Here is a 14,830-nt window from a genome sequence, read left to right on the forward strand (position 1 = left end):
CACTTGAAAGCGGGATGCTTTAGCGGCGCGGACGCTGCAGGTCCCTGAGATAGGTATTCTCCGCGCGCGAAATGGCAAACAGCTCCGGGTCGATTTCGGCAAAGATCAGGGTCTCGTCTGCGGAATTGGCTTTCGCCAGGAGCTGCCCGTCGGGCGAAGCGATGCGCGACAAACCGGCGAAGGAAAACATCGCGTCGGAACCACAATGATTGATATAGGCGACGAAAAGCTGGTTTTCGAACGCCCTTGTCTGGATCATGTGATCGGCGATGAAGGTTCCCGACCAGCCGGCCGGCAGCGCCGTCGGCACCAGCACTACATCAGCACCGGCAAGCGCGAGCCGGCGGACATTTTCCGGAAACTCGACGTCGTAGCAGATCAGCATGCCGCACTTTATGCCCTCGTGTTCGAAGAGGCGCGTCGACGGTTCCGCCGGCGTGAACAGCGAGCGCTCGTAGTCGCCATAAAGATGCGACTTGCGATAGATCGTCGGCACAGCATCACCGTCGACATGGACGGCGCTGTTGTAGATGGCGTCGCCCTCCCGCTCGGCGAAGCCGGCGATGATCGCGATACCCGCCTCGGCCGAAATCTGCTGCAATCGCCGCACGATCGGGCCGTTGGCGCCCTCGGCAATGTCGCGGATCACATCACCGGCACCATAGCCGGTAATGCCGAGCTCGGGCGTGACCAGCAGCGTCGCACCCAGGCGGGACGCCTCCGCCGCCGCTGCGCCGATCCGGCCGAGATTGGCGGCGGTGTCCCCGCCAACGGATTTCATCTGCAGAGCGGCAAGCTTCATCATTTACCATCCGATGACATGGCGCCGAGCAGCTTCGGCAGGTCTCCGAAGCGGGCGACGAGGCCGAAGATGACCGCTGCCGTCGTGACGAAGAGGATCGTCACCGAGGCCATGGTCGGCGTGTAGCCGTAGCGCAGCGCGTTGAAGATCTTGATCGGCAGCGTCTCCATGGTGAAGCCGACGGTCATGTAGGCGACGATATATTCATTGAGCGAGAGCACGAAGGCGAAAGCATAGCCCGATACGATATAGGGCAGGATCAGCGGCAGCACCACCGTGCGGAACACCGTGCGCTCGTCCGCGCCCATGGTCGAGGCCGCCTCGACCAGCGAACGATCGATCGACGTGAAGCCGAGGGACAGAGTGACGAGCGGCAAGGTCACGAAGAAGATCGCGTGGCTGACGACGGCGGTCCAGGGCTGCCCGTAGAAACCTACGGTCGCCCAGAAGGTGAGAAGCCCCAGCGCCGTGATCACCGGCGGCAGCGTGAAGGGTGCGACGCCCAGAAGCTGGAAGATGTTCGCCCAGGGCGCAATCCGCCGCCACAGGAACCAGGCAAGCGGCAAGGCAATGGCGACGGCAAGCGCTGCCGAAAGCACAGCAAGCGTGACCGAGGCGATCAGCGCGTTTCGCCATTCGGGGTTCAGGAAGATCTCGCCGTACCAGGATGTCGAAAAGCCCTGTGGCGGGAAGGCAAGCGTCTGCTTTTGGTTGACCGAAACGCCGGCAACTACGATCAGCGGCAGCGCAAGGAAGAGCGCGATCAGGAAGAAATAGAACTTGCGGAAAATCGACGTCATGCCGCCTCTCCCTTTCGTCCCGCAAGCACTGTCAAGGCGACCAGCCCGAGCGTCACCAGCACGAGGAACACCGCCATCGCCGCGGCGAAAGGCATGTTCGACTGGTAGATCGCCTGGTCGGTGATCAGCACCGACAGCGTCCAGTGCTGTGGCCGACCGAGAAGCTGCGGCAGCAGGTAGGAACCGAGCGCAAAGATGAAGACCATGATCAGCGTCGCGACGATCGTGTTCCTCAGCGCCGGAACGACGACGGTGAAGAAGGCCTTGAGCGGCGAGGCTCCGAGCGTTCGCGCGGCCTCGGTCAAGGTCGGATCTAGACGGACAAGCGCCGGAAACAATACGAGCACCGTATAAGGGAAGGCCTGATAGACCATGCCCGTCAGCACCGCCGCAAAGCTCGGGGTCAGCGCCTTGGCCTCGCCCATGAGGCCGAGCGCAACCAGAATGTTGGTGATGCCCGCCGTGCGCGAGAAAAGTGTCGACCAGGCGAAACCGATGATGACCTCCGAGAGCGAGAGCACCGAGAGCAGCGCGACGAGCCAGACGATCTGCACGCTGCGCGCCGTCCGCGTCAGCATGTAGGTGAAGGGCAGCGCCAGCACGACACAGCAGATGGCGACAGCGATCGCCATCATGAGGGAAAAGCCGAGCACCCCGCCAAAGAAGGCCGAAAGGAAACGGGCGTAGTTGTCGAATACGAAGGCCGGCGTATAGAAGCCGCCCTGCTGGCGCTGGAAGAAGCTCACGGCGATCATAGTACCGAAGGGCACGACGAAGAAGATGGTGAGCATCGCTGCGGGGAAAAAGAGCGGCGTGTAGTCGCCAATGGTCTGGGGCGGTTCGCGTCTCATTTCCTGAGCACCACGCAAACGTCCGGAGTGAGCGCGACGCCGACCTGCTGGCCGACGGTGACGTCCGGCCGCTCGCGCGGCGTGGAAACGGCGACGATCTGGCGGCCGGCGACATCGACAAACGTCTCGATCGTTCCGCCGAGATCACGCACGAAGGTGACCGTGCCGGAAATCGCACCGGCACCCGGCGCAGTCAGGTGAACGTCCTCGGGGCGAATTGAAAGCGTTGCCTTTGCCGCGCCGGCGGGCAAGGCGAGACCCGGCACCGGCTGGCCGAGCACGGAAACGTGGCCCTGCGTGTCCGCTTCGGCTTCGATCAGGTTGGTCTGGCCGATGAAGTCGGCGACGAAACTGTCCGCCGGCCGGCGGTAGATTTCAATCGGCGAGGCTGCCTGGCGGATTTCGCCGCCATTCATGACAACGACCGTATCGGCCATGGTCATCGCTTCGCGCTGGTCGTGCGTGACGACGATCGTCGTAATCCCGAGCTGCTGCTGCAACTGGCGCAGTTCCACCTGCATCGCTTCCCTAAGTTTCGCGTCAAGCGCCGAAAGCGGCTCGTCGAGCAGGAAAAGCTTCGGTGAGATTGCCAGCGCGCGGGCGATTGCGACACGCTGGCGCTGACCACCGGAAAGCTTGGAGACCGGACGGTCCGCATAGCCCGCAAGGTGGATCATCGACAGCAGTTCCTCGACTCGCCGCTTCTGGTCCTCCTTCGGCGCCTTGCGGATGCGCAAGGGATAGGCGATGTTTTCGCCGACCGTCAGGTGCGGGAAGAGCGCCAGCGACTGGAACACCATGCCGAGATTGCGCTTATGGGTCGGCACATGGGTGATGTCTTCGCCGTCGAGCCGGATCGCACCTCCCGTTGGCAGGTCAAGCCCGGCGATCATGCGCAGCAACGTCGTCTTGCCGCAGCCCGAGGGGCCGAGCATGCAAACGAACGTACCGTGCGGCACCGTGAGCTCGACATTGTTGACGGCCCTGAAGGAGCCGAATTCCTTGACGACGTTCTGAAGGGCTAGTCCCGACATATATTTCCCGTCCTGCGGCGCCGTGCGTCTTGTGAGGCGCACAGAGGTCGCTGCATCGCTTTGAATTGCTGCATGGCTTATCCTTAAAATCGGTTCTCAAGGAACCATGCAGTAGCGCCTCATGCGCAGATGATTCATGGAGCGCAAATGAGGAACGGTTTCCGCCCGCATTCCGCTCAGTGTTTCAGCATCGACCTCCCGCTCCTGACGGGAGGTCGATGCTCATGGGCGATCAGCCGACGATCAGCTCCGTCCACTTCTGGTTCAGCCAATCCGACTTGGTCTGGTAGAGATCGTAGCGCGGGATGATCGGCTCAATGTCCGACGAAACGGCTGCAAACTCCTTGTCCGTGAGATCAGTCGACTCACGCTTGACCGTCGGCGAGGTGCCGACCTTGCGCGACAGCGTCGCCTGGATCGACGGCTGGGACATATAGTCGATGAAGATGTGCGCTTCCTCCGCTTTCTGCGAAGCGCGCGACAGCGCCCAGCAACCGGAATCCTGGATGCCGCCTTCCTTCGGGAAGGTCGAGCGTACCGGATGGCCATCGGCGGCGGCGAGGCCGGTCACGTCGTGATAATACTGGCCCATCGGAATTTCACCCGACTTCAGCGCCTGTTCGAACTGCGCCTCGTCGCGGTACCAGAGCCGCACATTCGGCTTCACTTCCGCGAGCTTCTCGAATGCCTTGAGGATGCCCTCCTCCGTGTCGAGCGCATTGGTGCCGCCCATGAAGGTCTTGGCGGTCACCTCCAGCAGGAAGGAGTTGGAGACGAGCGCGAGCAGTCCGAGCTTGTCGGCATTTGCCGGATCCCAGAAGGCGGACCACGACGTCGGCGCTTCCTTGTAGACATCGGTGTTGGTGACGAGTGTGATGTACCAGGAAACGGCTCCGATGCCGGCGACGCGGCCGTCCGGATACTTGTTGATGAACCGGTCGAGCAGATGCGAGGCGTTCTTGATCTTCGCCATGTCGATGGGCGTCCAGAGCTCGGTCGCCTGACCCTTGAGCATCGCCACCTGCGACATCATCGAGACATCCGCCGGAGCCTGGCCGGCACGAGCGGCCTGTTCCAACTGCACGAGCCAGGCCTCACCGGTCGGCTCGGCGACCGACTCGATCGCGATACCCGTCGCCTTGGTGAAGTCAGGGAAAATGTTCTTGTCGAACGAATCCTTGAAGTAGCCGCCGTAGACACCGACTTTCAACGACTTGTCCTGCGCTCTCAGCACCGCCGGCATCGCCAGCATCGATGCACCGGCAAGCCCCGCCCCCAGCAGCGTGCGGCGCTTGATGGAATTGATGTTCATTGCATGTCTCCTTTGTTTTGGCGGCAGCCGCCGCGTTCCCTGTTGTAGTTGATTCCCTGCATCTTTTCGGTCTCAATGTGCTGGCATTCGTCGCTCGAGCATCCGCGCATATTGCGTCAACGGGTAGCAAAGCACGAAGAAGATCACCGCAACCAGCCCATAGACGGTGAAAGGTTCGAAAGTCGCATTATTGATCGCATTGGCCGTCCTGAGAAGCTCCTCGAAGCCAATGATCGAGGTCAGCGCCGTGCTCTTGATGAGCTGGACGAGGAAGCCTACAGCCGGCGGACGCGTGATCGCAAAGGCCTGCGGCAGGATGACCAGACGCAGTTCCTGAAGATAGTGCAGACCGAGGCTTGCGCCGGCATCCCATTGACCGCGCGGCAGCGCTTCCACGCCGCCCCGCCAGATTTCTGCGAGATAGGCGCTGGCGTAGAATGTCAGCCCGAGTGCCGCAGCCGTCCACGGCTCGATACGGAAACCCAGCATCGGCAGGCCGAAGAACATCAGGAAGAGCTGCATAAGCAACGGTGTTCCCTGGAAAAGCGCGATGTAGCCGGCACCGAAGCGGCGCAACCACGGGTGCTTCGATATGCGCGCAAACAGGATCAGCAAACCGACCACAGCCCCGCCGCCGAAGGCGACGATCGAAAGCAGAAGCGTCCAGCGCGTCGCGAAAATGAGATTGCGCAGAATATCCCAGAAAGTGAATTCGATCACGACACGCCCGCCCCTAAGACACGCCGGCCGCCGGCGACAAGGGATCGCCTGATCGCCATCGACAGGCCGAGATAGATCATCGTGACGACGAGATAGGTTTCGAAGGACCGGAATGTCCGTGCCTGCAGCAGGTCGGCCTCATGCGCGAGCTCGCGCACCGCGATCTGCGATACGACCGCCGACTCCAGCATCATGATGACAACTTGGCTGGTCAGTGCCGGGAAGATTACCTTGAGGGCCTGCGGCAGGATGATCTTGACGAAAACCTGACGCGGCCTCAGGCCGAGCGCAAGAGCGGCCTCGCTCTGCCCCCTCGGAACTGCATCGAGACCGGCGCCGACGATCTCGGTCGTGTAGGCGGCCATATTGAGGGTCATCGCCAGGATCGCCGCGACGATTGGATCGAGGCGGATGCCTATGGTCGGCAAACCGAAGAAAATGAAGAAGAGCTGCACTAGAAACGGGGTATTGCGGATCACCTCGACGTAGATTGCTACTGCTTTGCGGAGCAGGCTATAGCGACCGCGGCGCGCGGCCGCGCCGAGAATGCTGATGAGGATGCCGAGCACCGTCGTGCAGGCGATCAGCAGCAAAGTCATGGCCGCACCGTGGGCGATTGCCCCCGCGGCGTCACGAAGCCATCCAAAGTCGAGGCTGTAGCCCATCGTCGCAACCCTTCCCGGACGGGCCTGCGGAAGAAAGGCATTCCGCAGGCCGCACGCCTTTTAGCCGGAGCAGCCTAGTCCTTGAGGTTGTCGGGGTTGAGCGGCGTCTTCAGCCACGCCTCAGAGCTTTCATTCAACTTGCCGTCAGCGAGCATTTTGGCGACCGTGTCGTTGACCGTTTGCTTCAGGCGCTCCTCATTCTTGTTGAGGCCGATATGCGACGGTGACGTCAGCAACTGGAACTTCTGTTCCGGCTTCAATGCCTCCTGTCGCGCCAGTACCTGCGCGCCGACGTCATTGCCAACCACCATCAACTGCGTCTGGCCCGAGATGAAGGCCTGGATCACGGCATTGTAGTTATCGAACCGCTGGATGTCCGCCGAGGCCGGCGCGGCTTCGGTCAGCGACGTGTCCTCAAGCGTCCCGCGATTCACTGCGATCGTCTTGTCAGCGAGATCGTCCTTGCCGGCGACCTTGAGCTCGGCCGGACCGATGACGGCGATGTAGTAAGGCGCGTAGGCGGCCGCGAAATCGATGACCTCGGCACGCTCCTTCGAGTAGCCGACGCTCATCAGGATGTCGACGCGCTTGTCGTTGAGATAGGGAATGCGGTTCTGGCCGGTAACGCTGACGAGATTAAGCTTCACGCTGAGCGCGTCGGCGATGTGCTGCGCGACGTCGATATCATATCCCTTGATGCTCATGTCGGCACTGGCCGACGAGAACGGCGGGAAATCCGAGAAGATGCCGACATTGATCTGGCCGGCCGCCTTGATATCGTCGATCGCGTCGGCATGAGCCATTCCAGCCGCGGCACCAACCATCAGTGCGGCGGCAAATACTGCTTTCAGCTTGGTTTGGATTGTCATTTTCGTTCCCCAATCTGGAAGTTTGTCTGTCGGGTCAGGATGCCCTAGCCGCCGCTTCCAGTTCGGCGGCCGGGCATCTCGAAGGTGTCAGCCGGCCTTGCCAGTGATCGCCGGGCTGAAAACCATCAGGCTCAGGATCTCGAAGAGCACCTGCGCACCGGCATGCGCGGTATTGGTCGTCGCGTCATATTGCGGGGCGACCTCGACGACATCGCCGCCGACGAGATTGACTCCCTTCAAGCCGCGGATGAGTTCGAGCACCTCCCGAGTCGTCAGGCCACCGACTTCCGGCGTGCCGGTCCCTGGCGCGAAACTCGGGTCGAGGCTGTCGATGTCGAAGGAGAGATAGGTCGGACCATCGCCGACGATCTTCTTCGCCTTTTCGATGATCGCCGGGATACCTAGGCCCGTAACTTCCTCGGCATGGATGACCGTCATGCCGGACTCGTAGGAGAATTCCCAGAGATATTCGGCCGAGCCGCGGATGCCGATCTGCACGACGCGGGTCGGGTCGAGCACGCCGTCGAGAACCGCGTTGCGGAACGGCCCGCCGTGATGGAACTTGGTGAGATCGTAGGCGCCGCCAGTGTCGCAATGGGCATCGATATGGATCATGCCGACCGGGCGCTTCTTGCCGACTGCCTTCAAAATCGGATGGGTGATCGAATGATCGCCGCCGACCGACAGCGGCACGACGCCGGCTTCAACGATCTGGTTGATGCGCTTTTCGATGTCTTCATGGCTGAGTTCCAGCCGGTAGCGGCTCTGGAAGGCAACGTCGCCGATATCGGCGACACGCAGATCGTGGACGGGTGCACAGCCGAGCACATGGTTATAAGGGCCGATGCGCTCGATGGCACGCAAGGCGCGCGGTCCGAAGCGGGAGCCCGGGCGGTTGGTGACACCAAGATCCATCGGTATGCCGACGATCGCCACCTGCAAGTTGCCGAAGTCCGGATTTTCGGCGTCGACAGGCATATAGGGCGCGGTCAGGAAGGTAGGGATACCGGAATAGGGCGCCAGCCGCGTGCCGCTCTTGGTGAAGATCTTGTCGGCGACCTTGCGAAACGTCGGATCGAAAAGCTCACCGCCGTGGCTTTCGCCATATTTCGCCTTCAATTCGCTGAGCTTCTGTTCATCCCAGGCCATGCGCCCGAACCTCCATGTTTTGCCACTGGGGTGCGCGGGACGCGCCGCAAATCTCGATCTGCGGATTTCGCCGGTTGGACTGGCGCCGTCGTGTTCCCCAGGCTTTTGCCCTTGTTGGCGCATATTAGGAGACAATTCCGCTGGAAAATCAATTGACATTGTTATAGCGTTTCGTGTGAGAAATACTCACATATTCGTCCTGCCTTCCGGAGCCTTGTTTGTCGAGCCGCCTGCCTCCTCTCAATCCGCTGCGTGCCTTCGAGGCGACGGCCCGGCGCGGCTCCGTTTCGGCTGCGGCGCGCGAGCTCAACGTCACCCACGGTGCGATCAGCCATCAAATCCGGGCGCTCGAACTCTCGTTCAACGCCACGCTTTTTGAGCGCGGCGGCAAACGGCTGAGGCTGACGCCACAGGGCGCCCTGCTGCTGCCGGCCGTCACCCACGCCTTCGCGGAGATCGCCGCCGCCACTGCCGCCATGACACGCCCCGCGACAAGTGGCGAGCTCAGGATCACCTGCGTCCCGGCGCTGCTCTCCTTCTGGATGATCCCGCGCCTGCATCTGTTCACCGAACAGTTCCCAGACGTCAGGCTGACGCTGATCGCCTCCAACGATGCGGCACATCTCCATTCGCCCGACGTCGATATCTGCCTGCTCTATGGCGACGGCAACTGGAACGACTGCTGGGCGAAGCTTTGGAGCCGCCTTGAGCTTTTCCCGGTCGTCAGCCCCACCCTCCTCAACATGCGGCCGCTGCGCTCCGTGCGAGATCTGCGCGACCACGTGATGCTTCACGGCGACGACGGCCGCGAGTGGAACACCTGGCTGGCAGCAGCCGACGCGATCGATCTGCAGCGCGGCCGCCAGCATTTCATGAGCGACGCGCGGCTTTCGACCGAGGCGGCATTGCACAACCAGGGCGTGGCGCTCGGCGACACGATCACGGCGGGAAGCCTGATCGCGCGCGGCGAGCTGATCGCGCCCTTCGATCTGACGGTGCCGGCCAATGACGCCTTCTTCGTCGCCTGCCGCAACGAAATCCGTGCCGCGCCGATCGTCCGCGTTTTCATCGACTGGCTGTTCGCTGCGCTCGAAAGCGATCCGATGCCGGAGCTCCAGGTCTCGGCCCGTACGATCATCCGCAGCCGCATGTCCAGACCGGAAGCCGCGCAAAAATCGAAAGCGGACAGCTTTCAGCCGATCTCGTCGCCGACGCGAAATCGGCGCCCGGAACGGCCCCCGAAACGCAAGGCCAAATCATAGACCGAAAAGCCTGCAGCGGTTCTTGCTAGCACTTCGCCCACGCTTATCACCAACAGGAAGGTTCAAATGCCGCATTTCAATCCCCTCGTCGAAAAGCTCTCGCCGCCGCCGGTTCCCTCGGTGCTCGCCTGGGCGAAGACCTATGACGGGGCAAGAGGTCCGCTGATCGATCTCTCGCAGGCGGTGCCGGGCTATCCCGCCCACCCGGACATGCTGAAATGGCTGGGCGAGGCATCCGCCTCGACCGCCTATACCGGGTACGGCGCCATCGAGGGCGAGGCGGAATTGCGCGCGGCCTATGCCGCCCATGTCGCTGGTCTCTATGGCGCGGCGGTTACGGCCGACAACATTCACATCACCTCCGGCTGCAACCAGGCCTTCATGTGTGCCGTCATGGCGATTGCCGGCGCCGGCGATACGGTGTTGATGACCAACCCCTATTATTTCAATCAGGAAACGACGCTCGCGATGCTGGGCATCAATGTCGAGCTGGCGCCTTGCGACGCCGGCGCCGGATTCTTGCCGGAAGTCGAAGAGATCGCCTCAGCGCTTCGGCCGGGCATTCGCGCGCTGGCTCTCGTCTCGCCGAACAACCCCACCGGCGCCGTCTATCCGCCGGAATTGCTTGAGCGCATCCACGAAGCCTGCCGCAGGAACAACACCTGGCTGATCCTCGACGAGACCTATCGCGACTTCCTGCCATCGGCGGATGTCGCGCCGCACGGCCTGCTTCGGGCAAGGGGCTGGCAGGACAGCTTCATCGGCCTCTACAGTTTTTCGAAATCTTTCTGCATCCCCGGCCACCGCCTCGGCGCGATCACCGCCGGTTCGGCGCTCGTCGAACAGATCACCAAGATCATGGACAACCTGCAGATCTGTGCTCCGCGCGCCGCGCAGGCGGCTGTCGCGAAAGCCATTCCGGCGCTTGCAGCCTGGCGGCTTGCAAACCGTGTTGAAATCGCCGCACGCGCCGATGCGCTCAGGGACGTCATGAGCCGGCTGCCGAAATGGAAACTGCAGGCGGTCGGGGCCTATTTCGCCTATATCCGCCACCCCTTCCCCGATATCGATTCGCAGTTCGTTGCCGAGAAACTGGCGAAGCTTGCCGGCGTAGTCTGCCTGCCGGGTGATTATTTCGGCGAGGGCCAGGAAAACTACCTGCGCTTTGCTTTCGCCAATGCCGATGTGGCGACGATACGCAAGCTCGAAGAACGGCTCGCGGGCTTCGAACTGCCCGGCATCTGAAGAGGGTTATCCACGGCGGGCGATCAAGATCCCGACGAGCACGATCGCTCCGCCGATCGCCTGGGCGAGGCCAACCGGTTCGCTGAGCAGCACCCAGGCGAGGATCGCCGCCACAACCGGCTGCAAGAGCAGCGTCAAGGACGAGAAGGCGGCCGGCAGATAGGCGAGCGCATAGGTGATCGCCACCTGTCCGCCTGCATGGCTGACGAAGGCGAGACCGAACACCATCGCCCATCCGAAGGCAGTTGCCGGAAAGAGCGACGGTTCGGCGACAAGCGTCATCGGCAGCATGCAGACAGCGGCAGAGGCCGTGCTCCAGATCATGATCCGGTTGGTGTCGAAGCGGCTCCGCAATTTACCGATCGCAAGGATATAGGCCGCGTAGAACATGGCGGCGATGACCGCGATGCCATCGCCGAGGACATCACCGCCAGCAAGCGCGACCGGCCCACCCTTCAGGATCACGACGCCGACGATGGCTGTGGCGAGCCCCGCGACAAAGACGCCGCTGACCGGCGCCCGAAACAGCGCCCAGCCCGCGAGTGTGACAAAGACCGGCGCAAGGTTTGCGAGCAGCGTCGCATTGGCAACGGAGGTCATGGTCAGCGAGAGGTGCCAGGCGGCGAGGTCGATTGCGAGAAAGACGCCGGGCAGGATGAGCATGGCGTAGTCGGAAAATCGCTGCGGCCGCCTGTCGCTCGCCGACCCGTTGCGCAACCACGACCAGGCCACAAGCGGGATCAGCGCCAGGGCGACGCGCCAGAAGGCGGTCGCCATCGGCCCTACTTCGGAAAGCCGCACGAAGATCGGCGATCCGCCGATGGCGGCACCGCCGAGCAGCAGCGCTGTCATCGCAATCGAGCTGCGGGAAGAAACGGAAGCGGCTTGGGTCACGGCGAAGTCCAGCGAAGTCGACTTAGGGCAAGCGCCGCGGGATCAGGGGCGCCGCAAGCCAGCTATCAGAACCGGACGGTCAACAACAGCCAACAACAGCTAATTTAGCGACAAAAATCAGCCGGCGCGGCAAGCACCGGCTGAATCTCGGCATGGCGAGGATCAGGCTGCGTCCGGCACGTGGACGGTTTTCACTTCGAGGAAATCCTCAAGGCCGAACAGGCCGCCTTCGCGGCCATTGCCGGACTGCTTGTAGCCGCCGAAGGGGCTGCCATAGCGATGCGGGCCGCCGTTAATGTGGACCATGCCCGCGCGCAGCCTTGCGGCGACCCGTTCGGCCCGTTTCGGGTCGCCCGTCTGGACGTAGGCAGCGAGCCCGTAATTGGTATCGTTGGCGATCCGGATCGCCTCCTCTTCCGTATCGAAGGGAATGATCGCCAGCACCGGACCGAAGATCTCTTCACGTGCGATGCGCATGGTGTTGTCGACGTCGGCAAAGATCGTCGGTTTGACGAAATAGCCCCTCTCGAAGCCCTCCGGCTTGCCCACGCCACCGACGAGCAATTTCGCACCTTCGGCAATGCCCGCCTCGATCAGCGCCTGCACGCGGCCATATTGGATGTGGCTGACGAGCGGCCCGATGTGCGAGCCCTCCTTCGTGGGATCGCCGACCCTGGCTTCGGCGCCGACGCGTCTCGCCATCTGCACCACCCTCTCATAGACGCCGCGCTCCACCAGCATGCGCGTCGGCGCGTCGCAGGACTGGCCGGAATTGTTGAAGCATTCGAGAATGCTGCCGGTGACGCGTTCCTCGAGGTCGGCGTCGGCAAAGACGATGTTCGGCGACTTGCCGCCAAGTTCCAGCGTGACGCGCTTGACCGTCTCGGCCGCATCCTTGCTGACGGCGATGCCGGCCCGGGTCGAACCGGTAAACGACATCATGTCGATGTCCTTGTGCTTCGACAGCGCGGCACCGGCGTTGATGCCGTCGCCGTTGACGAGATTGAAGACACCCGCCGGGAAGCCTGCCTCATGGATCATCTCCGCATAGAGCATGGCGTTGAGCGGCGTGAATTCGCTCGGCTTCAGGACGCAGGTGCAGCCGGTCGCAAGCGCCGGCACCACCTTCAGCGCGATCTGGTTGATCGGCCAGTTCCAGGGCGTGATCAGCCCGCAAACGCCGATCGGCTCACGCAGCATGACATCACCGTTCGGCAGCCGGTCGCGCGTCTTCAAGCGTTTCAGCGCGTCGATGAAACCCTGCAGGTGGCCGACGCCGACATCGGCCTGTTGCTCCCGCGCCATCGTCGCCGGGGCGCCCAACTCCATCGTTATTGTCGCGGCCATTTCGTCATAGCGGCGCTTGTAGATCGAGAGCAGCTTTTCGAGCAGCGCCAGACGCTCCTCGACGCTGGTCTGGCTATAGGTTGCGAAGGCCTCCTTCGCCGCGGCGACGGCGCGGTCGACATCTGCAGCACTGCCCATGGAAATCACGGCAACCGCTTGCTCGGTCGCCGGATTCAGGACCTCCAGATCATTCGGTTCGACCGGACCGACCCATTCGCCGTTGATGTAGAATTTTCTCTTGTCGAGCATTCCCTTCTCCTCCCCGTACGGCTCCGAATGGAAGGTGACGTCATCCTCGAGACGCTCACCGCATGCCAGTCTTCCGGAGCAAACCGCCGCATATGTCACATGTTCACGTTTGCGGCGGGCAGGCTACGACGTTGGCAGCCCGGACCGCAAGCGGAACGATCGCGTCATTGGCGACACCGGCCGATGCGCGACGAGCGTCCGGTCTGTCGCCGCACGCGCCATGCCGACAAGGGCGGAGGAAAGGGATAAAGGGGGCATGGTCGAGAGGACGCCGCACCGGCGTCAGATCGCCCCGATGATGAGCGCTGCGAGAAAAGTGAATGCCGCCGCAATAGCAACGGTGTGAGGAATGAGATTGCCCCGCGAGCGTCGCGCCGGTAGGGCAGAGTAGATCGTGTAGCGGGATTGGGTCGTCGCCTTGATCGCGTGCATCTTGCCTCTCCGCTGTTTCGCAGTAGTTATGTTCTCCTATATTATCCATTGAGTATATAGATAATATTTTTCGCAGATCACGCCGGAAGTGAAAAATCCGTTTACGGGGGTCTTGGCTACGCTCAATGCCTATTGCGGTCGCGCTCCCGGAGATGTCGCGACCAGGTTTCGCTGAACCAGGGCGTCAATAGCGAAACGTCTGCCGTGCTGTGCGGCCGGGTGAGCGAGACATCGGTTTCTACCGAGGTCCACACGGTAAAGACCGTAAGTTCATGCTTCCCGAAGGTCTGGATCAACGGGATGTCCGCCGCGTCGCGGCCGCGCGCGACGGGAATGCGGCCGATGCGCCGCGCATTGTTCTTGGCATCGAACGTATACCAGCGATCGCCGAGAAAGACCTCGAACCAGGCATTGAAATCCATCGGTGCCGGGCTCTCGGGTACGCCGACATTGGTCATGTAGCCGTTCACGTAGCGCGCCGGCATGTTCATGCAGCGGCAAAGAGCGATGGCCAGATGAGCATAGTCGCGGCTGACGCCCAGGCGGCCTTCGTGCGCCTCGACGGCCGTGCGCATTGCCTGCGCATAGCCATAGCTGAAAACCAGCCGATCATGGACATAGTCGCAGATCGCCTGGACGCGCTGCCATCCGGCGGGAACATCGCCGAAAAGCTTCCACGCGAGCGCGCCGAGGCGGTCGGTCTCGCAATAGCGGCTGGCGGAAAGATAAGGCAGCCATGCGGGTGGCAACCTTTCCACGGGCGCGGCCTCCGCTAGCGGATCCGAGATATCAGGCCTGCCGTCGTCCTTGATCACGGCGTCATAGCCGAGCTTGGTTTCGCCTGCATGCAAGACCATCCGCAGGCAGGCGTTTCCGTGGGGGTCAGTGATTTCCTCCATCGCCAGTATCGGTGATGCGACAGGGCCGCGCTCCCGGACGATGTCGTCACGCCGTTCGGGTACAACCGAAAGATAGGTCATCATCGGCGTCGGCTGCGTGCACCGAACGCCGATCTCATAACCGAAGCGTATGAACATCTCCGACCTCCCTGATCAACCGCAGGCCCGCGGACAGGGGCGTGAATGCCCGAGGCACACTCTACTGCATGTTTCCTCGAATCATCGCCGATTTGAGGATAAAAACATGCATTAATTCAAAGTGCTACAGCGTCCTTTGCGCGTCTGATAAGACGCGCGGCG

At 62.3% G+C, this 14,830-nt stretch carries 15 protein-coding genes; 2 read left to right on the forward strand and 13 right to left on the reverse strand.

All coding sequences use genetic code 11. The features are described from left to right. Positions 1 to 19 precede the first annotated feature (19 nt). The 9 genes from GHK62_RS15790 to speB form a co-directional block, all read right to left on the reverse strand. On the reverse strand, positions 20 to 805 hold the full coding sequence (locus tag GHK62_RS15790; protein WP_153440108.1) for a carbon-nitrogen hydrolase family protein: 786 nt from the start codon (positions 803 to 805) through the stop codon (positions 20 to 22). Further along, positions 802 to 1,602: an ABC transporter permease gene (locus tag GHK62_RS15795; protein WP_153440109.1), complete on the reverse strand. Its 801-nt coding sequence runs from the start codon at positions 1,600 to 1,602 to the stop codon at positions 802 to 804. Before GHK62_RS15795 ends, GHK62_RS15790 begins: the two co-directional genes overlap by 4 nt. Further along, on the reverse strand, positions 1,599 to 2,453 hold the full coding sequence (locus tag GHK62_RS15800; protein WP_153440110.1) for an ABC transporter permease: 855 nt from the start codon (positions 2,451 to 2,453) through the stop codon (positions 1,599 to 1,601). Before GHK62_RS15800 ends, GHK62_RS15795 begins: the two co-directional genes overlap by 4 nt. After that, positions 2,450 to 3,487, reverse strand: a complete 1,038-nt coding sequence (locus tag GHK62_RS15805; RefSeq protein ID WP_153440111.1) for an ABC transporter ATP-binding protein — start codon at positions 3,485 to 3,487, stop codon at positions 2,450 to 2,452. The genes GHK62_RS15800 and GHK62_RS15805 overlap by 4 nt, the downstream gene beginning before the upstream one ends. A 232-nt stretch (positions 3,488 to 3,719) precedes the next feature. Continuing rightward, positions 3,720 to 4,799: an ABC transporter substrate-binding protein gene (locus GHK62_RS15810; RefSeq protein WP_153440112.1), complete on the reverse strand. Its 1,080-nt coding sequence runs from the start codon at positions 4,797 to 4,799 to the stop codon at positions 3,720 to 3,722. 72 nt (positions 4,800 to 4,871) lie between these two features. Then, a complete protein-coding gene (locus GHK62_RS15815) occupies positions 4,872 to 5,519 on the reverse strand; it encodes an amino acid ABC transporter permease (RefSeq protein ID WP_184108988.1) in 648 nt (215 codons plus the stop codon). Next, on the reverse strand, positions 5,516 to 6,184 hold the full coding sequence (locus GHK62_RS15820) for an amino acid ABC transporter permease (protein WP_153440113.1): 669 nt from the start codon (positions 6,182 to 6,184) through the stop codon (positions 5,516 to 5,518). The genes GHK62_RS15815 and GHK62_RS15820 overlap by 4 nt, the downstream gene beginning before the upstream one ends. Positions 6,185 to 6,258: 74 nt before the next feature. Next, positions 6,259 to 7,053 carry a transporter substrate-binding domain-containing protein gene (locus tag GHK62_RS15825; RefSeq protein ID WP_153440114.1) on the reverse strand — a complete coding sequence of 265 codons (795 nt, stop codon included), beginning with the start codon at positions 7,051 to 7,053 and terminating at the stop codon, positions 6,259 to 6,261. A gap of 87 nt (positions 7,054 to 7,140) precedes the next feature. Further along, positions 7,141 to 8,202 carry an agmatinase gene (gene speB, locus GHK62_RS15830; protein ID WP_153440115.1) on the reverse strand — a complete coding sequence of 354 codons (1,062 nt, stop codon included), beginning with the start codon at positions 8,200 to 8,202 and terminating at the stop codon, positions 7,141 to 7,143. Between the two features lie 218 nt (positions 8,203 to 8,420). Between speB and GHK62_RS15835 the strand changes: the two genes are divergently transcribed. Next, on the forward strand, positions 8,421 to 9,464 hold the full coding sequence (locus tag GHK62_RS15835) for a LysR substrate-binding domain-containing protein (protein WP_153440116.1): 1,044 nt from the start codon (positions 8,421 to 8,423) through the stop codon (positions 9,462 to 9,464). A gap of 66 nt (positions 9,465 to 9,530) precedes the next feature. After that, a complete protein-coding gene (locus tag GHK62_RS15840) occupies positions 9,531 to 10,709 on the forward strand; it encodes an aminotransferase (RefSeq protein WP_153440117.1) in 1,179 nt (392 codons plus the stop codon). 6 nt (positions 10,710 to 10,715) lie between these two features. On the opposite strand, the gene GHK62_RS15845 is transcribed toward GHK62_RS15840, so the two are convergent. The 4 genes from GHK62_RS15845 to GHK62_RS15855 form a co-directional block, all read right to left on the reverse strand. Beyond that, entirely contained in the window at positions 10,716 to 11,603 is an 888-nt protein-coding gene (locus GHK62_RS15845; RefSeq protein WP_380784555.1) for a DMT family transporter, read from the reverse strand. Positions 11,604 to 11,765: 162 nt separating this feature from the next. After that, positions 11,766 to 13,199 (reverse strand): aldehyde dehydrogenase family protein, encoded by a 1,434-nt coding sequence (locus GHK62_RS15850; protein WP_153440118.1) that lies wholly within the window; start codon positions 13,197 to 13,199, stop codon positions 11,766 to 11,768. 282 nt (positions 13,200 to 13,481) lie between these two features. Then, positions 13,482 to 13,631: a hypothetical protein gene (locus GHK62_RS33595; protein ID WP_167528267.1), complete on the reverse strand. Its 150-nt coding sequence runs from the start codon at positions 13,629 to 13,631 to the stop codon at positions 13,482 to 13,484. A gap of 122 nt (positions 13,632 to 13,753) precedes the next feature. Continuing rightward, a complete protein-coding gene (locus GHK62_RS15855; protein ID WP_153440119.1) occupies positions 13,754 to 14,668 on the reverse strand; it encodes a transglutaminase-like domain-containing protein in 915 nt (304 codons plus the stop codon). Positions 14,669 to 14,830 lie beyond the last annotated feature (162 nt).

It is taken from the genome of Sinorhizobium terangae, from assembly GCF_009601505.1.
Taxonomy (GTDB): Bacteria; Pseudomonadota; Alphaproteobacteria; order Rhizobiales; family Rhizobiaceae; genus Sinorhizobium; species Sinorhizobium terangae.